The following is a 17297-nucleotide window of genomic DNA, read 5'->3' on the forward strand; positions in this document are numbered from 1 at the left end:
TGACACGATGTTCGATCTCACCGGCATGACCGCCCTCGTTACTGGCGCTTCGGGGGGCATCGGCTCCGCGATCGCGCAGGCGCTTGCCGCGCAGGGCGCGCGGCTTGCGGTTTCGGGTTCCAATGCCGACAAGCTGAACGGCTTCCGCGACAGCCTCGGCGGCGATGCGGTCGCCTTGCCGTGCAATCTCGGCGATGCCGCCGCGGTGGACGCGCTCGTGCCTTCGGCGGTCGAGGCGCTGGGCGGGACGCTCGATATTCTCGTCAACAATGCCGGCGTCACGCGCGACAATCTGATCCTGCGCATGAAGGACGAGGAATGGTCGGAGGTCATCCGCATCAACCTCGAGGCGAATTTCCGCCTGTGCCGCGCCGCCGCCAAGCCGATGATGAAGGCGCGCTTCGGCCGCATCGTCTCGATCACCAGCGTCGTCGGCGCGACGGGCAATCCGGGGCAGGCCAATTATGCCGCGTCGAAGGCGGGCGTCACCGGCATGACCAAGGCGCTGGCGCAGGAACTGGCGAGCCGCGGTGTCACCGTGAACTGCGTCGCACCGGGCTTCATCGCCACCGCGATGACCGACGGCCTGCCCGACGCGCAGAAGGAAGCGCTCAACCAGCGTATCCCGGCGGGCCGGATGGGCGAGGGAAGCGACATCGCCGCCGCCGTCGTCTACCTCGCGTCGCGCGAGGCGGGCTACGTCACCGGCCAGACGATCCACGTCAACGGCGGCATGGCGATGCTGTCCTGATCCATTTGCCGCCCCTGCCTTTGCAGGGGCGGCATGTCACGGCATGTTGGCGATCGCTCTCGTCGCCCTCGTCATTCGACCATGCAGTCGATGAAGCGCGGCCCTAGAATTTATAGCCGACGGTTACGCCATAGGTGGCCGGATCCCCGAATCCCGAGAAAGCCCCATCCCCGACGGGAACGGTCTTCGTTCTGTAGAGCTTGTCGGTGATATTGCGGCCGAACAGCGTAAAGGACCAGTTGTTGAGCGTATAGGTGATACGCCCGTTCAAGATGCCGTAAGCCGGCTCTTCCGCGGTCGGGGTGTTCTCGATGAAGAAGAACATCGAGCTTTGGTAAACATAGTCGGCGTTGAAGGAGATCTCCGAATTCTCGCCGACGCTTTTGACATAGGAGCCGGAGATCGTGAATGCGTTCTTCGGCGCCTTGCCGAGCCGGTTTCCGGACAGGTCCGTCCCGTCGGTTCCGATGATGAATTTCTTCACCTCCGTATCGAGATACGCGTAATTCCCTGACAGCGTCAGCCCGGGAACCGGCTTGGCCAGCACCTCGAGCTCTATGCCCTTGACGACGGCGTCCGAAGCATTGGTCAGGATGCGAAGCGCCGAAGACTGGTCGCCGGGAATGGTCAGGATGCGATTGCTGACCTGGAGATCCTGATAGTCCATGTAGAAGCCGGCGAGATTGATCTGCAGGCGGTTGTCGAACCATCGCGTCTTGGTGCCGATTTCATAGTTCCAGGCGATTTCCGGAAAGAATGCGCGCGAGGCCGCGGCCGCAGTGGGAGCCAGCCCCTGGAAGCCGCCCGACTTGAATCCCTTCGACACGGTTGCATAGATCAGGGCGTCCTCGCTTGGCGAGAAATCGATCGTGACCTTCGGCGTAAAGGCATTGAAGTTCTTCTGCACCGAAACGTCGAACGCCGAAATTCCGGGCGTGAGGCCGTTGGTCGCGGTCCCGCCCGACTCGTCGGTCAGGATATTGTGCAGCCGCTTGTCGTCGTGCGTGTAGCGAACGCCCGCCGTCAGGTTCAACCGGTCGGTGAGCTTGTACGTGCCTTGCGCAAAGCCGGAAATGCTCGTGGTCCTTGCATCCTGATTCCATAGCGGCCGCGATGTCTGCCCCTTGAAATCGCGATCATAGCCTTCGAGCCGGTGGACATCGTCCCTGAGGAAATAGAAGCCCACGACCCACGTCAGGGGCCCGCTGTCGGGAAGCGAGGCCATGCGGAGTTCCTGCGAGAAGAAATCCGATTTTTCCCGCGCCGACAGATAGGAAAGGAAATAGCCCGCCGGCAGACCGATCGAATCCTGCGCGCTGTCCGACAGCACGTGGCGATAGCCGGTGATCGACGTCAGAATGCCCACGTCCGTCGTCAAATCGGCGCGTGCCGACAGGCCCCACAGATCAACCTCCGCATAGCCCCGGCGCGACGTTTCGATTGTCCACGGATCGGGAAGCGGTGTGTAGCCGAGTGTATTCCTGGTGTAGTTCCCAACTCCGAACGGTTTCGCCGAAACGCCGTCCTGACGAAAGCGTGAGACGTCGCCCGACAGCAGGATTTCCAGATTGTCGCTGGCCGTGATCGCGATCTTGGAGCGCAGGTTGGTGGAATTTATCCCGTCGGTATCCTTGCCGGTCGGAGCATAGGTGTAGAATCCGTCGCGCGAGCGTGTCGTGAAGGAGAGGCTGGCAGCGACGCCTTCGGCAAGCTTTCCGTTCACGCGGGCTTTCGCCTGTCGCAGATCATAGTTGCCGAGGGTCACCTCGGCCGCTGCCGAGAATCGCTCGGTCGGTTTCTTGGTGACGATGTTGATCGCGCCGCCGACGACGTTGCGGCCGCTCAGCGTGCCTTGCGGTCCGCGCAGCATTTCGATGCGCTCGATATCGTACAGTTCGAAAACGGTGCCCGAGCTGCGGCCGATATAGATGTCGTCGAGGAACACGACCACCGACCGGTCGCTCCCCGCCCCGCGCTCGTTCGACCCGATGCCGCGCATCGTGAACGTCGGATCCGCCGGACCCACATTGTCGCTTTTGAAACTGGGGGCATAGGACGCCAGGTCATAGACGTCGTTCAGGCCGGCCTTGGCGATGGAATCGCCGCTCAGCGCATAGATGGAAATCGGGACGCTCTGCAGGTTTTCGCTGCGCTTCTGCGCGGTGACGACGATATCGTCGATCCCGCCATCCCTCGCGGCTTCCTGCTCCGCCGCCTGCGCGCCGGATGCGGCCAACAGAGTCGCCTGCAGGGCCAAGGCCGACAGTCCCACCTTATAATTCAACCGCATCGCTTCCTCCCTTTTGGAGGCCATTCCACAGCCTCTTCCGCGCCATGAATAATATCGGTCATATTTTTCGTCAACAATTAATACCGGATTTATTTGTTGAGGTCGAATGTGGGTGCAAGGAGTGTGCGCTTCTTCATGCAGCGCTTATACGGAGGATGTCTGCAGTAATGATGCATTGCAGCAATCCTTCCTTCCGTGCCCCAGAAGGCGCCGGCGCTGCTGCGCAATGATAATTGACTAATATTACCGGATATAATATCGAGATAGGAGTGAATGATATCCGGGGAGGACGGGCAGATGATGCAATGGCGGAATTGGCGGGCGGGCCTCGTGACGATCGCGCTTCTAAGCGGCCATGCACCTGTCGCCGCTCAGCAACAACCCGGCTGGCGCGACGCGTTGATCGCCGATATCGAGGCCTTGCGATCGGTGGACGACGCGAACGCGCTGCAGATCGGGCGCTGGGCGGAAATCGGATATCAGGAGCACAGGAGCTCCGCGCTTCTTCAGGAGCGTCTGGCAAAAGCGGGCTTCAAGATCACCGCGCCTGTTGCCGGGATGCCGACGGCCTTTGTCGCCTCATATGGCGAAGGCAAACCCGTCATCGGCATTCTCGCCGAATTCGATGCCTTGCCCGGACTGTCCCAGGCGGGTGTTCCCGTCAAACAGGCAATGGACGGGCACGACGCCGGCCATGGTTGTGGACACAATCTACTGGGGGCCGGCTCGGTTCTGGCCGCTGTCGCCGTTCGGAACTGGCTGGCGGCGCACAAGGGGCGGGGTACGATCCGCGTTTACGGGACGCCTGCCGAAGAGGGCGGCGGCGGCAAGACATATCTGGTTCGCGATGGTCTGCTGGACGACGTGGATGTGATGATGAACTGGCATCCCGACAGCTACAATGCCGCCGTCACCAAATCGAACCTCGCGATGATCACCGGCAAATTCCGCTTCCACGGTTACGCCACGCACGCCTCTGCCGCGCCGGACAAGGGGCGGTCGGCGCTCGATGGGGTCGAGGTGATGAATGTGATGGCCAATATGATGCGCGAACATATCGGTGAAAAGTCGCGCATCCACTATGCGATAACCGGGACGAACCCGGCCCCGAATATCGTGCCCGATTTCGCGGAGGTCTATTATTTCGTGCGCGACCCTGACGCGCAGGAAGCCCAAAGGCTTTGGGATCGCATCGTCAAGGCGTCGGAGGGCGCCGCCCTTGGCACCGGCACGACCGTAGACCACGAAGTGCTGACGGGCCATTACGGCTATCTGCCCAACACCAGGCTGTCGCAGATTTCTCATGACAATCTGCAACGGGTGGGCGGGGTGATCTATGATGCGCAGGAAATGGCCTTTGCCCAAACGCTGATCCAGAGTTTCCAGCAGCCTGTACCGAAGATTGATCGGGCGCGGGAGATCCAGCCCGTCGAGTTGAATCCCACCGACATCTGGACGGGATCATCGGACGTCGGCGACGTGTCGTGGACGGTGCCGACCAACTGGATCAGAACCGCGACCTATGTGCCCGGCACGTCGGGCCATTCGTGGCAGGCCACGGCCGCCAGCAACATGTCGATTGGGTTGAAGGGCATGCATGTCGCCGCCAAGGCTATGGCGCTGACGACGGTCGACCTGATGCTGTCCCCCGAACTTGTGGCCGAAGTGAAGGCCGAGTTCGTCGAACGCCGTGGCGCCGGATATCGGTACACCCCACTTGTCGGGGATCGTAATCCGCCGCTCGATTACATGAAGTGAAGGACGAAGGCGCGCCTGTGGAGAGCTCTTCCGTCCTTGTCGCCCGCACGATGCTGTTCGTGCCGGCCGATCGTCCGGATCGCTATGCAAAGGCTCTGGGCAGCGGTGCCGACATCGTTTGCGTGGATCTGGAAGATGCGGTTGCGCGCGCGAGCAAGGCGGAGGCACGGTCTGCCGTCGCGGGGTTTTTCACCATCGCCGCCAAGCCGGAGGTTTGTCGCGCCTTGCGGATCAACAGCCTTTCGACCCTCGACGGGTCGAGGGATATTCTGCACCTGGCAACCCACGCCGTGCGGCCGGATGTCATATTGCTGCCCAAGACATGTTGTTCCAACGACGTCCGTTCGCTCGCTGCGCTGATGGACGAGATCGACCTGCATTGCCCGATCATCGCGATTGTCGAGACGGCGGAAGGCCTGGAAAACGCATCCGAAATCGCCATGGCGCCGCATGTTGCCGCAATCTGCTTCGGATCGGCCGACTATTCCGCCGAAACGGGCAGCGGAATGCACTGGGACGCCCTGCATTATGCCCGCGGCCGGATCGTTCAGGCCGCCGCGCGCGCAGGCATCCTCGCACTCGATGGCGCGTGGCTCGCCATCGCGGACATGGACGGCCTCGCCGAGGAAAGCCGCCGGCTCCCGGGGATGGGGTTCGACGGCAGGGTCGTCATCCACCCATCTCAGGTCGCTGCCGTTCACGAAGCCTTCCGCCCCGACGACCGCGATGTCGAACGCGCGAGGAAAATCGTCCTTGCCGCGGAAGGTCGGGGCGGGGCGGTCGTCCGCGTCGATGGCCACATGGTCGACCGCCCGGTCATCGCATGGGCCCAACGCTTGTTGGCGCGCGCATCACCCGGCGTCGGGTGATCCGGAAGCGTCGTTGATGGGGCGCGGATAAACGATATGCTGCGCGAAGTTCAGCTTATCCAGCGGGTGGATGTTGACCGTCACTTCCAGCTGCTCGCCCTTCGCGCTGTAGAAGCGCGTTATGTAGCGCATGCCGATCGTGCCTTCGGGAACCTTCAGAACCTTCGCTGCCTTATCGCGAATGACGATGGCGCGCATCTCCTGACGAACTTCGACGATGCTCTCGTCGTATATTTCCTGAAACATTTTGAAGATGATGAGCGTGTTTTTATTAACGCGCTCGTAAATCTTGGGAAAGGCGCGGTTGATGAAAACCTGGGTATAGCCGACGACTTCTTCCGACGTGTTGCTCGACCGATATCCTTCGATATGCAGCCATTCCTGGGCGGACGGGCACTGCAGCATCTCCGCCACATCCTTTCGCGCCACGATCAGATTCTTGTCGGTGATCTTCAGCTTTGCCATGTTGGAGTATTGCGTGATGGAATCGAACGCCTGGACGACATAGGGACTGGTCGTCGCCATGGTCGCCTCGACCCGCGTGCCGCCGCGGCGGCGGATCGATATCACGCCTCCGTTCTTCAACTGCTCCAATGCCTTGCCGACGGTATGCTTGCCGACGCCGAACGCTTTCGCGAGTTCGGGAACCGGCGGCAGGAGCGACCCGACCGGATACAGCTCGCTGTCGATATCTTCGCGCAGCCATGATGCGATCTGCTGGTAAAGCGGCACACCCTTCTGTGCAATTCGCTGGTTCGGTTTCTGAGCCATGATTTTCCAAGGTTTTGAGGGGCGCTTCCGGCCCCGTTGCGACCGCCCCATATCACAGGATTTACCCGAAGTTGAGCGCCTATGCGGCGGCCTATGGACGCTGCTCTTGGTGCTTGACAATTAATAGAACCGGATTTAATTGAAAACATAATAAGGGACCGGCATGGTGAAGGGCCCAACCCCGGTGATTTTCAAAGGCTTACCCATCACAAGCCAAAGAAGGTCGCCTCTGCGCGCGGTGTGTCAGGATGCTTTGGCGAGGGTTTATGCGTGGTTCCATTCGACCTTGTTGCAACGGGAAGCGGATGATCGCCGCGTCTGCTCATGAAAGCGTCGCTCGCCGCCCTCCCGATTGATGACGCGGGCGCCATCGTCCCGTCGGCCCGCCCCATGAGGCCCCCGGCATCTCACGCTCATTCCTGGAGAATCTCATCATGCTTCCGTTAAACGGCGTCCGCATTCTGGCCGTAGAGCAATATGGCGCCGGGCCGATCGGCACCCAGTATCTCGTCGACATGGGCGCGGAAGTCATCAAGATCGAAAATCCGCGCGATGGCGGAGATATTTCGCGCTCGGTCGGTCCCTTCTTTCTGGACGACATGCCGGAATGCTCGGCAAGCATTTTCTATCAGGGTCTCAATCACAACAAGAAGAGCATGACCATCGACCTGACGCAGGATCGCGGCAGGCAGATCCTGCACCGCCTGGTCGAGAATGCGGACGCGATCGTCGGCAATCTGCGCGGCGATGTTCCGGAGAAACTCGGCCTTACCTACGATCATCTGAAGGCTTTCAATCCCAAACTGGTCTGCGGACATATCAGCGCCTACGGCCGCACCGGCGAGCGGGCGGGCTGGCCCGGATACGACTATATGATGCAGGCCGAGGCCGGCTTCTTCTCGCTGACGGGAGAGCCAGATACGCCGCCGACGCGGTTCGGGCTCTCGATCGTCGATTTCATGTCGGGACTGGCGCTCGCCTGCGCCACGGTGGCCGCCCTGCTGGAAGCCAGGCAGACGGGACGGGGCCGCGACGTCGACATTAACCTGTTCGACGTGGCGCTCTACAACCTCAACTACATCGCGCATTGGCAATTGAATTCCGGCCACAATCAACAGCGATTGCCGCGGTCGGCCCATGCCTCGCTGACGCCCTGCCAATTGTACAGGACGAAGGACGGATGGATTTATGTCATGTGCAACAAGGAGAAATTCTGGAGGATATTGTGCGAGAAGATTGGGCGAGGCGATCTTGCGGACGATCCGCGTTACGAGACATTCTCGAAACGATATGATGTTCGGGACGAGCTGACCGCCGTTCTGGATGATGTCTTCAGCCGGAAAACGACGTTCGAATGGATATCTGTTTTTGATGGAAAAGTCCCGGTCGCGCCCGTTTACGACGTAAGGCAGGCGATGGAGAATCCCTTCGTCACTGAATCCGGCCGGATACGGACCATAGCTCGAGACGGGGGGAGGGATTTCAAGATCCTGGGCAGCCCGATGAATTTCGGGGCCGACCGCCTCGACCTGAAAATGTCGCCGGCGCTGGGAGAGCATACCAGCAGCCTTCTTCGCGACATCGGCTTTGACGAGAACGCCATACGCGACCTCGAACTGTCGGGGGTGATCTGATGACGAGAGAAAGCGAGACGGGGGACATGATGTTCCCGGCCTATGTTCCTGTCGGAAAAGACCGGTACCGGGAACGCTTCGGCCTCGATTTCGAAGACTTCCGGGCAGGCCAGCATTTCCGGCATCGTCCGGGTTATACGATTACCCAGCAGGACAATATCGACGACTGCATGGACACGTTGAACCAGGCCATGTTGCATTACGACGCGCGATATGCCGCGCAAACCGAGTTTTCTTCGCCGCTGATGGTCACGACTGCCATGATCCAGCGGTTGATCGGGATGACGTGGAAAACTTTCAACAGGCGCAAGGCGATCATCCGCTGGGATCATATCACGATGAAAGCACCGATCTTCGCCGGCGATACCTTGTACAGTGAAAGCCGGATCATGGACACTTCGCAATATGATGATGCCCGATGCGGAAAAGTGACTGTCATGACATATGGGATCAATCAGAAGGACATTGTCTTCTGCGAAATGCAATATGATAGCCTGATATACAGGAAGGAATCTCTCCCGTTTTCGGAAAATAACTATTAGAAAGCTGGACAGGATGAAGGAATCATTCAATTTCCTGCGCCGACAGGCCGAGGATACATATATTGAATGCTACGGCGTCGACTTCGAGGATTTCGAGGTCGGCCAGGTTTTCGAACATCGGCCGGGCCGGACGTTCGAAGAGGGCGATTGCCACAAGCATGCGCTGCAATCGCTGGACCTTACCCCGCACCTCGTCGATCGCAACTATGCCCGCGCGGTGCGCGGGGAAAAAATGCAGGTCGCCGAAACCTACCTGCTGAGCATGATGGCGATGACGACCAAGACCTTCGGCAAGGTCGTCGCCAATCTGAGCCTGACCGATGTCGTTCTCCAGCCGGTCTATGCCGAGGATACGATCCTTCTGGAATCCGAAATTCTGGGCAAGCGCGAATCGGCATCGCGTCCGGACCAGGGGATCCTGCATGTCCGGACCCGCGCCCACAACCAGCACGGCGACGAGGTCTGCCGTTTCGAGCGCAAGTTTCTGGTCTATCGCAAGGGCCACGGTCCCTATCGCGCGGCGGGGTACTGACCAGCCCAGCCGCATCGCCTTTCATCAGCTTGGCCGCAGGCACTGATAGCGTTCGACGTCACCCGCACGGACGCAGGCGCACCGTCTTGCGCAGGCGTTCGTAGGGATAATCTTCAGGATCGTCGGCGAAGGCGCCCGGCGCCTTGATGAGGAGCACCTGTTCGGCGATCGGGCCGAACTCCGCCCGGAAATGGACCGCGCTCTTCACCACGACGATATCCCGTTCGGCCGGCTCGACCCCCAGATGGCGAAACGGTTCGAGGTCCATCGCCTGCATCCGCTTCGACGAGACCACGATCTCCGTACCACCGACCGTCAGCAGGGCCATCGGTCCCAGATCGACATCGAGCCCGCCAGCCACGGCGCCGCTGGTGCGAAACCGGCCGGTGCCCAACGCCTTCACCTTATAGCAGGCGCGGACCGGCTCCACGCCGTCCACCCTGACATGCCCGCCCAAGCTTATTTCGATCTCGCATCCCTCTCCGGCCGCATGCGCCGCCGCTGCGGCGTCGGCGTCACAGAGGATTCCGACCACCGCGTTGCTCGCCCCGGCCTCTAGCAGCGCACGAAGAATTCCCGTCGTGTCGGCGCTGCCTCCGCCTCCCGGATTGTCCTGCACGTCGGCCAGTACAACGGGTCGGGAGGCCGTCCGGGATATCGCGATCGCACGCGCCACGCCTTCGGCGGGCGTCAGCAATGTCGCATCGAAATCCGCCTCGCGCGACACGATCAGTTCCGTCAGGGCGTCGGCAACGCGATCGGCTTCGGTCTGGCTGTCAGCATAGGCCACCACGGTCGGGCCGCACCAGAACAGGTCCGAAGGCGGAAATCCGGCGGCATAGCAAAGGCTCAGCACATCGCCGTCGAGCAATCGCGATTCCGCGACAATACTGCGCGAGGGTTCGACCAGCGTGCATTGCGAGGTCGTTGGAATGAGAAACGGCATATGCCGGATGGCGCGCCCCGCCGGACGCGGCTTGCCCAGCAGGCTCGAAAGCAGTTTTGCCGCGCGCTCCCCCGTTTCCCGGCGATCGACGTGCGGATAGGTCAGGAACACGACCATGCCGTCGCAATGCTCGACCATCTCCGGCGTGATATTGGCATGATAGTCGAGGCTGACGACGATCGGTCTGTCGCCGACGACGGCCCGAACGCGCCGTAACAATTCCCCTTCGGCATCCTCGAAGGGAATGGATGCCATCGCGCCATGGAGGTCGAGATAGACGGCATCGACCGGCATGGCTTCGGAGAGGCGTCCGACCAGTTCGCCGGTGATGCGTTCGAACGCGTCATCGGTGACCGGTCCCCCCGCGCCGCCATGCGCCCATGCGAGCGGTATCAGCGCATGCTCGTCGCGCATGGCCTCGATGAAGGTGGTGATGGGGAACACGCCGTCGCGCAGCCAGTCGAAGATGGCGCTGCCCCGGACCAGCGGGGGACGGTCGCGATGGTCCGCGAAATACGCATAATCCGCGCGATGCGAAACGAAGCTGTTCGTTTCGTGACCAAAGCCTCCGATGGCGATTCGTGGCATGCGCCGTCCCCGTCCAGATTGTCGATACTGTCCGGATAAACCGAACTTGACAGAAATAAAACCGTATCTATAAAATTTTCATGCTTCAACCAAAGGGGAGCGAAGCCGGTCGAATCCCGCACTGATACCGAACGGCTGCAAACCCGGCCCGCGCGGCCTTGCGGCGCAGCGAAGCGGCTCGCCGTGTCCGGATGAACCCGGGATTTTCGTCAATTCGACGCCTCGAACAAGCAAATCAAACGGGTACGCCCTCAGGATCGCGGCCCACATGGGAGTGGCAGCCATATGAAAAACAAGCATGAGAACCCCGATCATCATGGCGTCGGCCATCTTGCCCGGCCCGACCGGCCGACTGCATATTCGCTGTCGGAGCGTTTCGAGCGCCTGCCATTTACCGGCTATCAACGGTGGCTCGCGGTCATTCTCGCGACATGCTTTGCCGCCGACGCCGTCGATCTCGTCATGCTGTCCTACCTGCTCTCGGCTATCACGCTCGATCTTGGTCTGACGGTCCAGCAGGCGGGTATTGCCGGCGGGTCGGTTTTCGCAGGCGTCGGCGTCGGCGCCACGGCCGCCGGATATCTGTCCGACCGTTTCGGGCGCAGGAAAATCCTGATCCACAGCATGTTGATCTGGGGGACGGCGAGCCTGCTGACAGCCTTTTCCTGGGATATCTGGTCCTTCAGCTTTTTCCGGTTCGTCACGGGTCTGGGGCTCGGCGCCGAACTGCCCGCGGTGTTCGCGCTGGTCGCCGAGATCATGCCCGCCAATCGCCGCGCTAGCATCAGCGGATGGATGCACGTCGCGTCGCAAAGTTCGGTCGTCCTCTTCACGCTGGCATCATTTGGCGTGATTTCGCTCATCGGCACTTCGCTGGGGTGGCGGGCGATGTTCGTCGTCATGTTCGTCGTCGCGCTGGCCGCGCTGTATATCCGCCGGAACTTGCCGGAATCCCCGCGCTGGTACGAGGCTTCGGGCCGCCACGACGAGGCGGAGCACGCCATGCGGCGCTTCGAAGCTGCCGTTGCGGATGCATATGGAAAGCCGCTTCCATCGCCGAAATCGGACGGAAAAGTCGCGAGTGCCATAACCGGACACGGCGGATTCCGCACCCTGTTCGCGCCCGGCTATGCGCAACGAACCTTGTTTGCCTGGTCGCTCTGGTTCCTGTTCCTGCTGGCCTATTACGGGATCAGCGTCTGGGTCGGAAAATTCCTCGTCGACCGTGGGATGAGCATTACCGCATCCATCGGGACAGGAGTTCTCATCACGATGGCGGGCATACCGGCGGGCTGGATAACGGGACAGGCGATGGAGCGGTTCGGGCGCAAGATCGTCATCATCATCGCGCTGTTGTGCGTCGCGGTGGCCGCGTTCCTCTATGGACAGGCGTCCACATATGTCCTCGTCGTCGCGGCCGGAGCGGCGATGCACTTCTTCCTCGTTTCGGTCGCCACGGCGATCTACGCCTATACGCCCGAACTGTTTCCGACCCGCGCGCGCTCCACCGGGCTGGGAACCGCCTCGACCGTGGGGCGCATCGCGGCCGTTTCGGGCCCCTTGCTCATCTCGGCCCTGATCCTGAAATGGGACTATACCGGCGCGTTCATCGCTTGCGCCCTGTGCTTCTCCGCCGCGGCCCTGCTCGTCTGGTGGTTCGGGCCGGAAACGCAGGACCGGTCGATCGAGGATATTTCCTCCTAGGCTCCGTTCCCGGGCTCCGTTTCGACCGGATCGAAGCGGGCCCTAGAAACTCGCCCGTGCGGTGAGGCGGATGTCGCGGCCGGCGAGGGGCACGAAATCCTTGGTGAAGCTCGCGTGGCGCCGCGCGTCGACGTCGAAGATATTGTTCGCCGCCAGCGACAGCATCAGATGCCGCGCCTCGGGGAGCGGGCGCCAGCTGATCGACGCGTTGACCAGCGTGAAGCCCTTGGTCGGCGTCTCGAAGGCCGCGATGCGGGTCTGGTCGTCGGTCCATTCGACCTCGGCGCGCGCATCGACGCGGTCGCCCTGCGCCTCGATCCCGCCCAGGATGCGCAGCGGCGGGATGCGCGGCACATATGGGCCGCCCTTGATCTTCGCGCGCGTCATGTCGGCGGTGACGTCGCCGACGATGGCGAAGCCGCTGATCTGCGCCAGTCGCGCGCTCGCCTCCGCCTCGAAACCCCAGACGCGCGCGTCGCGCTGGAAATAGCGGAAAACGGGAAGGCCATCCTCCTCGGCGCCGGTCGCATCCGAATAGATGAAATCGTCGAACCAGTTCGAATAGACCGAAAGGCTGAAATTCACCGGATCGCTGCGCAGCTTGAGCGAGGCTTCGGCGCCCCAGCTCGCCTCGCGCTTGAGGTTGACGTCGCCAAGCTCGAACGACTGGGTGGCGATGTGCGGACCGTTCGAGAACAGCTCTTCCGCCGACGGCGCGCGCACCGCGCGGGCCACCGACACGCCCAGCTTTACCGCCTCGGTCAGGTCGTAATTGGCGCCGAGCGCGCCCGAGAAGGTGTCGAAGGCGCGCGTGATGCCCAGCGCCGGCGCGCGGACGCTGGTGCTTTCGAAGCGCGCCGCCGCCTCGAGGCCGAGCGGCCCCGCCGTCCATTCCTGAAGCGTGAACAGCGCATATTGGTCGGTCAGGTTGCGCGGGACGAAGGCTTCGGCGCCCACCGCGTCGAAATCGCGGTGGCTGAACTGCACCCCGCTCGCTCCGCGCCAGCCGCCGCGATCGTTCTGCGCCAGTTCGAGCCGTCCCTCGACCCCCTTGTTGTAAAAGACCGTGCCGACCTCGTCGCCTTCATATTCGGTATGCTGGTAATCGGCATAGCCGCCGCGCAGGCGCAGCTTGTCGAAGAAGCCGTCGCCCAGCTCGACCTCGCCGCGCAGGTCGGCGCGCCATTGCTTCATGCCGATCGTCACCGGGCCTTCGCCATTTTCGTGCCCGTGATCGTCGTCGTCATGATCGTGGTCGTCGTGGTCCCCGTGGTCGTGCGCGGTGTCGGGCCGTTCGGGGACGCCATAGCCGGTGTCGAAATAGCTGACCGAGATGCCGAGCTGCCCGCCGTCGTTGATCAGCGACAGGCCGCCCGCCGCCGTCCACGTCTCGCTCGCGGTGTTGGCGATCCGTCCGCGCCGGTTCGCCTGTGCGGTCAGCTCCGCCGCCTCGTCGACGTGGCCGTCCTCGATCGCATGCTCGGCGAGGTGGAGCAGCTGGCCGCGCAGCCCCGGTGCGTTGACATAGCCGCCGACGCGCATGTCGTCGGTCTTGCGCCAGCTTCCGTCGAGGTGCGCGACGACCTGCGGGCTCAGCGCGACGTCGATCGAGCCGCCGAGGTTGCGGTCGTCGGCCGCGGTCGCATAGCCGCCGATCGCGTCGATATGGACATGGTCCGCCGGAACCTTGCGCGGGATGCGGCGGTCGAACAGGTTGACCGCGCCGCCGATCGCCTGGCTGCCGAACAGCAGCACCGCGGGGCCGCGCAATATCTCGATGCGCTCGACGGTCAGCGGGTCGATCGTCACCGCATGGTCGGCCGAGGTGTTCGAAACGTCGATCGAGCCGATGCCGTCGGTCAGCACGCGCACGCGCTCGCCCGAAAAGCCGCGCAGCACCGGCCGCGAGGCGCCGGGGGAGAAGCTGGTGGCCGACACCCCGGGCTGGCGGGTCAGGCTGTCGCCGATCTGTCCGCGGATGTCGCGGGCCAGCTCGTCGCCTTCGAGCACCGAGACGTTGCCGAGGATGTCGAGGCTGCGGACATAGGGGGCGGTCACGACGATCGGCTGGTCGGTGTGCAGGTCGTCGCCAACGCCTCTCGCGGTGCGGTCCTGCGCGAAGGCCGGAGCCGAAAGGACGAGCGCGAGGGTGAGGCCGGCGGCGGAGGATGACAGACGCATGGAGGATTCCCGTTGCTGTTTCGAAGCGATAGCGTCGTCGCAGTAATGATATAATATCACCAAGGCAAGTCTTCGGACGGCTGCGCACTGTCGTTGGTCGGACCCGATGCCCCGTTGGTCGACAAAGCCAGCCGATGGGCCGGCCAAGCGAAGCTGTCTTGCGGCGCATGGGTCGTCGTCCTAGATCGGGGGCATGACCATCGCTGAAAATAGCCTGGACCTGATCGGCAACACCCCGCTGGTGCTGCTGAAGGGGCCCAGCGAGGAAACGGGCTGCGAAATCTGGGGCAAGTGCGAATATGCGAACCCCGGCGGATCGGTGAAGGACCGCGCGGCGCTCTATATCATCCGCGACGCCGAGGCGAACGGCAGCCTGAAACCCGGCGGCACGATCGTCGAGGGGACCGCGGGCAACACCGGCATCGGCCTCGCGCTCGTCGGCAACGCGCTCGGCTACAAGACGATCATCGTCATGCCCGACAACCAGAGCGCCGAGAAGATGGCGACGATCCGCGCGCTCGGCGCCGAACTGGTGCTCGTGCCGCCCGCGCCCTTCGCCAATCCCGGCCATTTCGTCCACACCTCGCGCCGCATCGCTGAAGAGACCGACAATGCGATCTGGGCCAACCAGTTCGACAATATCGCCAACCGCAAGGCGCATATCTTCGGCACGGCGGAGGAGATCTGGCGGCAGATGGACGGCCGCGTCGACGGTTTCACCTGCGCCGCGGGGACCGGCGGGACGATCGCCGGAACGGGGCTGGGACTGAAGGCCAAGGACGCGGCGATCACCATCGCGCTGACCGATCCGCACGGCGCCGGACTCTATAATTACTACAAGTGCGGCGAACTGAAGCCCGAGGGGTCGAGCGTCGCCGAAGGGATCGGCCAGAACCGCATCACCGGCAACCTCGACGGCGCGCCGATCGACACGCAGTTCCGCATTTCCGATGCGGAGGGGCTGGCGGTGGTGCGCCGCCTGCTCGCCGAAGAGGGGCTGTGCCTCGGCCTTTCGTCGGGGATCAACGTCGCGGGCGCGATGGCGCTGGCGCGCGAACTGGGCCCCGGCAAGCGGATCGCGACGATCCTGTGCGACAGCGGCTTTCGCTATCTCTCGACGCTCTACAACCCCGAATGGCTCGCGAGCAAAGGGCTCGCGGAGGCGGCGGCGTGACCCGGCCGGAGATCCGGTCCCCGGTCGCGAGCGGACCGGCGTCGGCGCCCGCCGACGCGGTGCCGGTCCATGACACGATGCGCCGGCTGCAGATCGGGATCGCGGGGGTCGTCACCGTGCTGCTGCTCGTCGGGCTGGCGGGCGTGATCGGCGACCGGGCGCGTGAGAATGCGGCCAAGGACGTCGCGACCGCCACCGCGGTCCGCCTGCCCGGCGCAGAGGCTGGCAGCGGCAGTGCGCCGCTCGAGGACCTGGGGGTCCAGCCGGTGTCGAAGGAGGATAATGCGGGGGCCGCGATCAAGGTGCCGCAGGCACCGCCGTCGGTGGCGACCGTGCCCGACCTCGAACCCGATCCCGAACTCGCCCGCGCTCGCCAGTCGAAGCGGTGACGGCATCGGCCCGCGGGTCGCTGTGGCCGGCGCTCGCGGTCGCGGCGCTTGCCGCGGCGCTCGCCTGGTTCGCCGGCGGGCAGGCCATGCTCGGCCGGATCGACCCCGCGCTCGCGCTGCCGCTGCTCGTGCCGCCGCTGGCGCTGCTAGCTTGGTGGCGCCGTAACTATGCGGCCCCCGCGCGACGGCGCGGCGTCCTGATTGCGCTGCTGTCGCTCGCGGCGATCCAGTGTCTGCTCACCCTTCTGCTGGCGCGCGCGGTCGATGGGGGAGGGGTCGCGCTGGTCGCCGTCGGGGGCGCCGCCGCCGCGTGGCTGTGCGGCGCAATCATCCGCTGGCGCCGGCATGCCGGCCTTCGGGTCGCCGCGCTGCTCCTGCTCGCTGTCGGCTGGTTTGCCGCCGGCCACGCCGCGCTTGCACCGCTCTATCGCCCGGCCTTCCACACGGCGGCGCCTGCGACGATGCTGACCGGGCTGCCCTTGCGCTGGACCGGTGGCGGCAGCATCGCGGCGATGATCGCCGACGGGTCGCAGGACGATCCGGCGCTCCGTGCGATCGAGGCGGCGCTGCCGGTCCGCCTCGTCGACAGTCTTGTCGACCATCCGCCGCCGCCGGGCGGCGCGCTGCTGCTCGCGCACCCGCGCGCGCTCGCGCCGCGCGAACTGGTGGCGATCGACGCCTTCGTGCGCGGGGGAGGCCGGGCGGTCGTGCTCGCCGACGCGCTGTCGGGATGGCCGCCCGCGCATCCGCTCGGCGACCCGCGCAATCCGCCGGTCACGAGCCTGCTCACGCCGCTGCTCGATCATTGGGGCGTGACGCTGGACGCCGCGCCGCCGGGCGACCGCGCGGCGCGGCCGGTCGATGTCGACGGCGCGCGGCTGCGCCTGTTCAGCGCCGGGCGCTTCGCGCGCCTGCCGCCCGGATGCCGCAGCTTTGCGGGCGCGCGCGTCGCCGCCTGTCCGATCGGACGGGGGCAGGCATGGCTGGTCGGCGACGCCGACCTGCTGTTCGCGCCGCTGTGGCAGCCGGTCCCGCCCTGGGCCGCGCATCTGCGCAAAGCCGACACGATCGAATGGATCGCGGCGCGGCTTGCCGGACGGGACGACGCGCAAGGCTGGCTCCGCCCGCTGTGGATACGGCCGGCGGCCGGTTAGGGCGCGTTGAATCC

Annotated in this window: 14 protein-coding genes; 10 read left to right on the forward strand and 4 right to left on the reverse strand. The window is 63.8% G+C overall.

What is annotated here, in order from left to right; genetic code table 11:
* The first annotated feature begins 7 nt into the window (after window positions 1-7).
* The gene (fabG, locus tag C3E99_RS04060; RefSeq protein ID WP_076074575.1) at window positions 8-751 is read left to right on the forward strand and encodes a 3-oxoacyl-[acyl-carrier-protein] reductase; all 744 of its coding nucleotides are present in this window, start codon (window positions 8-10) and stop codon (window positions 749-751) included.
* A 103-nt stretch (window positions 752-854) separates the two neighbouring features.
* On the opposite strand, the gene C3E99_RS04065 is transcribed toward fabG, so the two are convergent.
* Window positions 855-3041: a TonB-dependent receptor gene (locus tag C3E99_RS04065; RefSeq protein WP_076074577.1), complete on the reverse strand. Its 2187-nt coding sequence runs from the start codon at window positions 3039-3041 to the stop codon at window positions 855-857.
* Between the two features lie 297 nt (window positions 3042-3338).
* Here C3E99_RS04065 and C3E99_RS04070 point away from each other — a divergent pair, with 297 nt between their 5' ends.
* Both C3E99_RS04070 and C3E99_RS04075 read left to right on the forward strand, forming a co-directional pair.
* A complete protein-coding gene (locus C3E99_RS04070; RefSeq protein WP_104960307.1) occupies window positions 3339-4799 on the forward strand; it encodes an amidohydrolase in 1461 nt (486 codons plus the stop codon).
* Complete coding sequence (locus C3E99_RS04075) at window positions 4796-5668, forward strand: HpcH/HpaI aldolase/citrate lyase family protein (RefSeq protein WP_158682098.1); 873 nt, start codon at window positions 4796-4798, stop codon at window positions 5666-5668. The genes C3E99_RS04070 and C3E99_RS04075 overlap by 4 nt, the downstream gene beginning before the upstream one ends.
* Here C3E99_RS04075 and C3E99_RS04080 read toward each other — a convergent pair.
* Window positions 5651-6439, reverse strand: coding sequence for a GntR family transcriptional regulator (locus tag C3E99_RS04080; RefSeq protein WP_083675035.1), 789 nt, complete (start codon window positions 6437-6439; stop codon window positions 5651-5653). The two genes, C3E99_RS04075 and C3E99_RS04080, sit on opposite strands and share 18 nt — an antisense overlap.
* 434 nt (window positions 6440-6873) lie before the next feature.
* Between C3E99_RS04080 and C3E99_RS04085 the strand changes: the two genes are divergently transcribed.
* Genes C3E99_RS04085 through C3E99_RS04095 form a run of 3 tightly spaced genes read left to right on the forward strand, consistent with a single transcriptional unit; the run spans window position 6874 to window position 9147 of the window.
* Window positions 6874-8073: a CaiB/BaiF CoA transferase family protein gene (locus tag C3E99_RS04085; RefSeq protein ID WP_076074582.1), complete on the forward strand. Its 1200-nt coding sequence runs from the start codon at window positions 6874-6876 to the stop codon at window positions 8071-8073.
* Window positions 8073-8615, forward strand: coding sequence for a MaoC/PaaZ C-terminal domain-containing protein (locus C3E99_RS04090; protein ID WP_083675036.1), 543 nt, complete (start codon window positions 8073-8075; stop codon window positions 8613-8615). Before C3E99_RS04085 ends, C3E99_RS04090 begins: the two co-directional genes overlap by 1 nt.
* 13 nt (window positions 8616-8628) lie before the next feature.
* Window positions 8629-9147: a MaoC family dehydratase gene (locus C3E99_RS04095; RefSeq protein WP_076074583.1), complete on the forward strand. Its 519-nt coding sequence runs from the start codon at window positions 8629-8631 to the stop codon at window positions 9145-9147.
* A gap of 58 nt (window positions 9148-9205) precedes the next feature.
* Here C3E99_RS04095 and C3E99_RS04100 read toward each other — a convergent pair whose 3' ends face one another.
* Window positions 9206-10681 carry a M81 family metallopeptidase gene (locus C3E99_RS04100; RefSeq protein WP_076074585.1) on the reverse strand — a complete coding sequence of 492 codons (1476 nt, stop codon included), beginning with the start codon at window positions 10679-10681 and terminating at the stop codon, window positions 9206-9208.
* A gap of 285 nt (window positions 10682-10966) precedes the next feature.
* Between C3E99_RS04100 and C3E99_RS04105 the strand changes: the two genes are divergently transcribed.
* Window positions 10967-12385 (forward strand): MFS transporter, encoded by a 1419-nt coding sequence (locus tag C3E99_RS04105; RefSeq protein WP_104959449.1) that lies wholly within the window; start codon window positions 10967-10969, stop codon window positions 12383-12385.
* Window positions 12386-12427: 42 nt separating this feature from the next.
* On the opposite strand, the gene C3E99_RS04110 is transcribed toward C3E99_RS04105, so the two are convergent.
* A complete protein-coding gene (locus tag C3E99_RS04110; RefSeq protein ID WP_076074586.1) occupies window positions 12428-14566 on the reverse strand; it encodes a TonB-dependent receptor in 2139 nt (712 codons plus the stop codon).
* A gap of 193 nt (window positions 14567-14759) precedes the next feature.
* On the opposite strand from C3E99_RS04110, the gene C3E99_RS04115 reads away from it, so the two are divergent.
* The 3 genes from C3E99_RS04115 to C3E99_RS04125 are packed head-to-tail and all read left to right on the forward strand — an operon-like array spanning window position 14760 to window position 17283.
* Window positions 14760-15740 carry a cysteine synthase A gene (locus C3E99_RS04115; protein WP_067105585.1) on the forward strand — a complete coding sequence of 327 codons (981 nt, stop codon included), beginning with the start codon at window positions 14760-14762 and terminating at the stop codon, window positions 15738-15740.
* A complete protein-coding gene (locus tag C3E99_RS04120; RefSeq protein WP_234002593.1) occupies window positions 15737-16129 on the forward strand; it encodes a hypothetical protein in 393 nt (130 codons plus the stop codon). Before C3E99_RS04115 ends, C3E99_RS04120 begins: the two co-directional genes overlap by 4 nt.
* Window positions 16126-17283 (forward strand): GldG family protein, encoded by a 1158-nt coding sequence (locus tag C3E99_RS04125; RefSeq protein WP_234002594.1) that lies wholly within the window; start codon window positions 16126-16128, stop codon window positions 17281-17283. The genes C3E99_RS04120 and C3E99_RS04125 overlap by 4 nt, the downstream gene beginning before the upstream one ends.
* The last annotated feature ends 14 nt before the right edge of the window (window positions 17284-17297 follow it).

Origin of the sequence: Sphingopyxis sp. MG (genome assembly GCF_002953155.1) — a bacterium.
GTDB classification, from domain to species: Bacteria; Pseudomonadota; Alphaproteobacteria; order Sphingomonadales; family Sphingomonadaceae; genus Sphingopyxis; species Sphingopyxis granuli.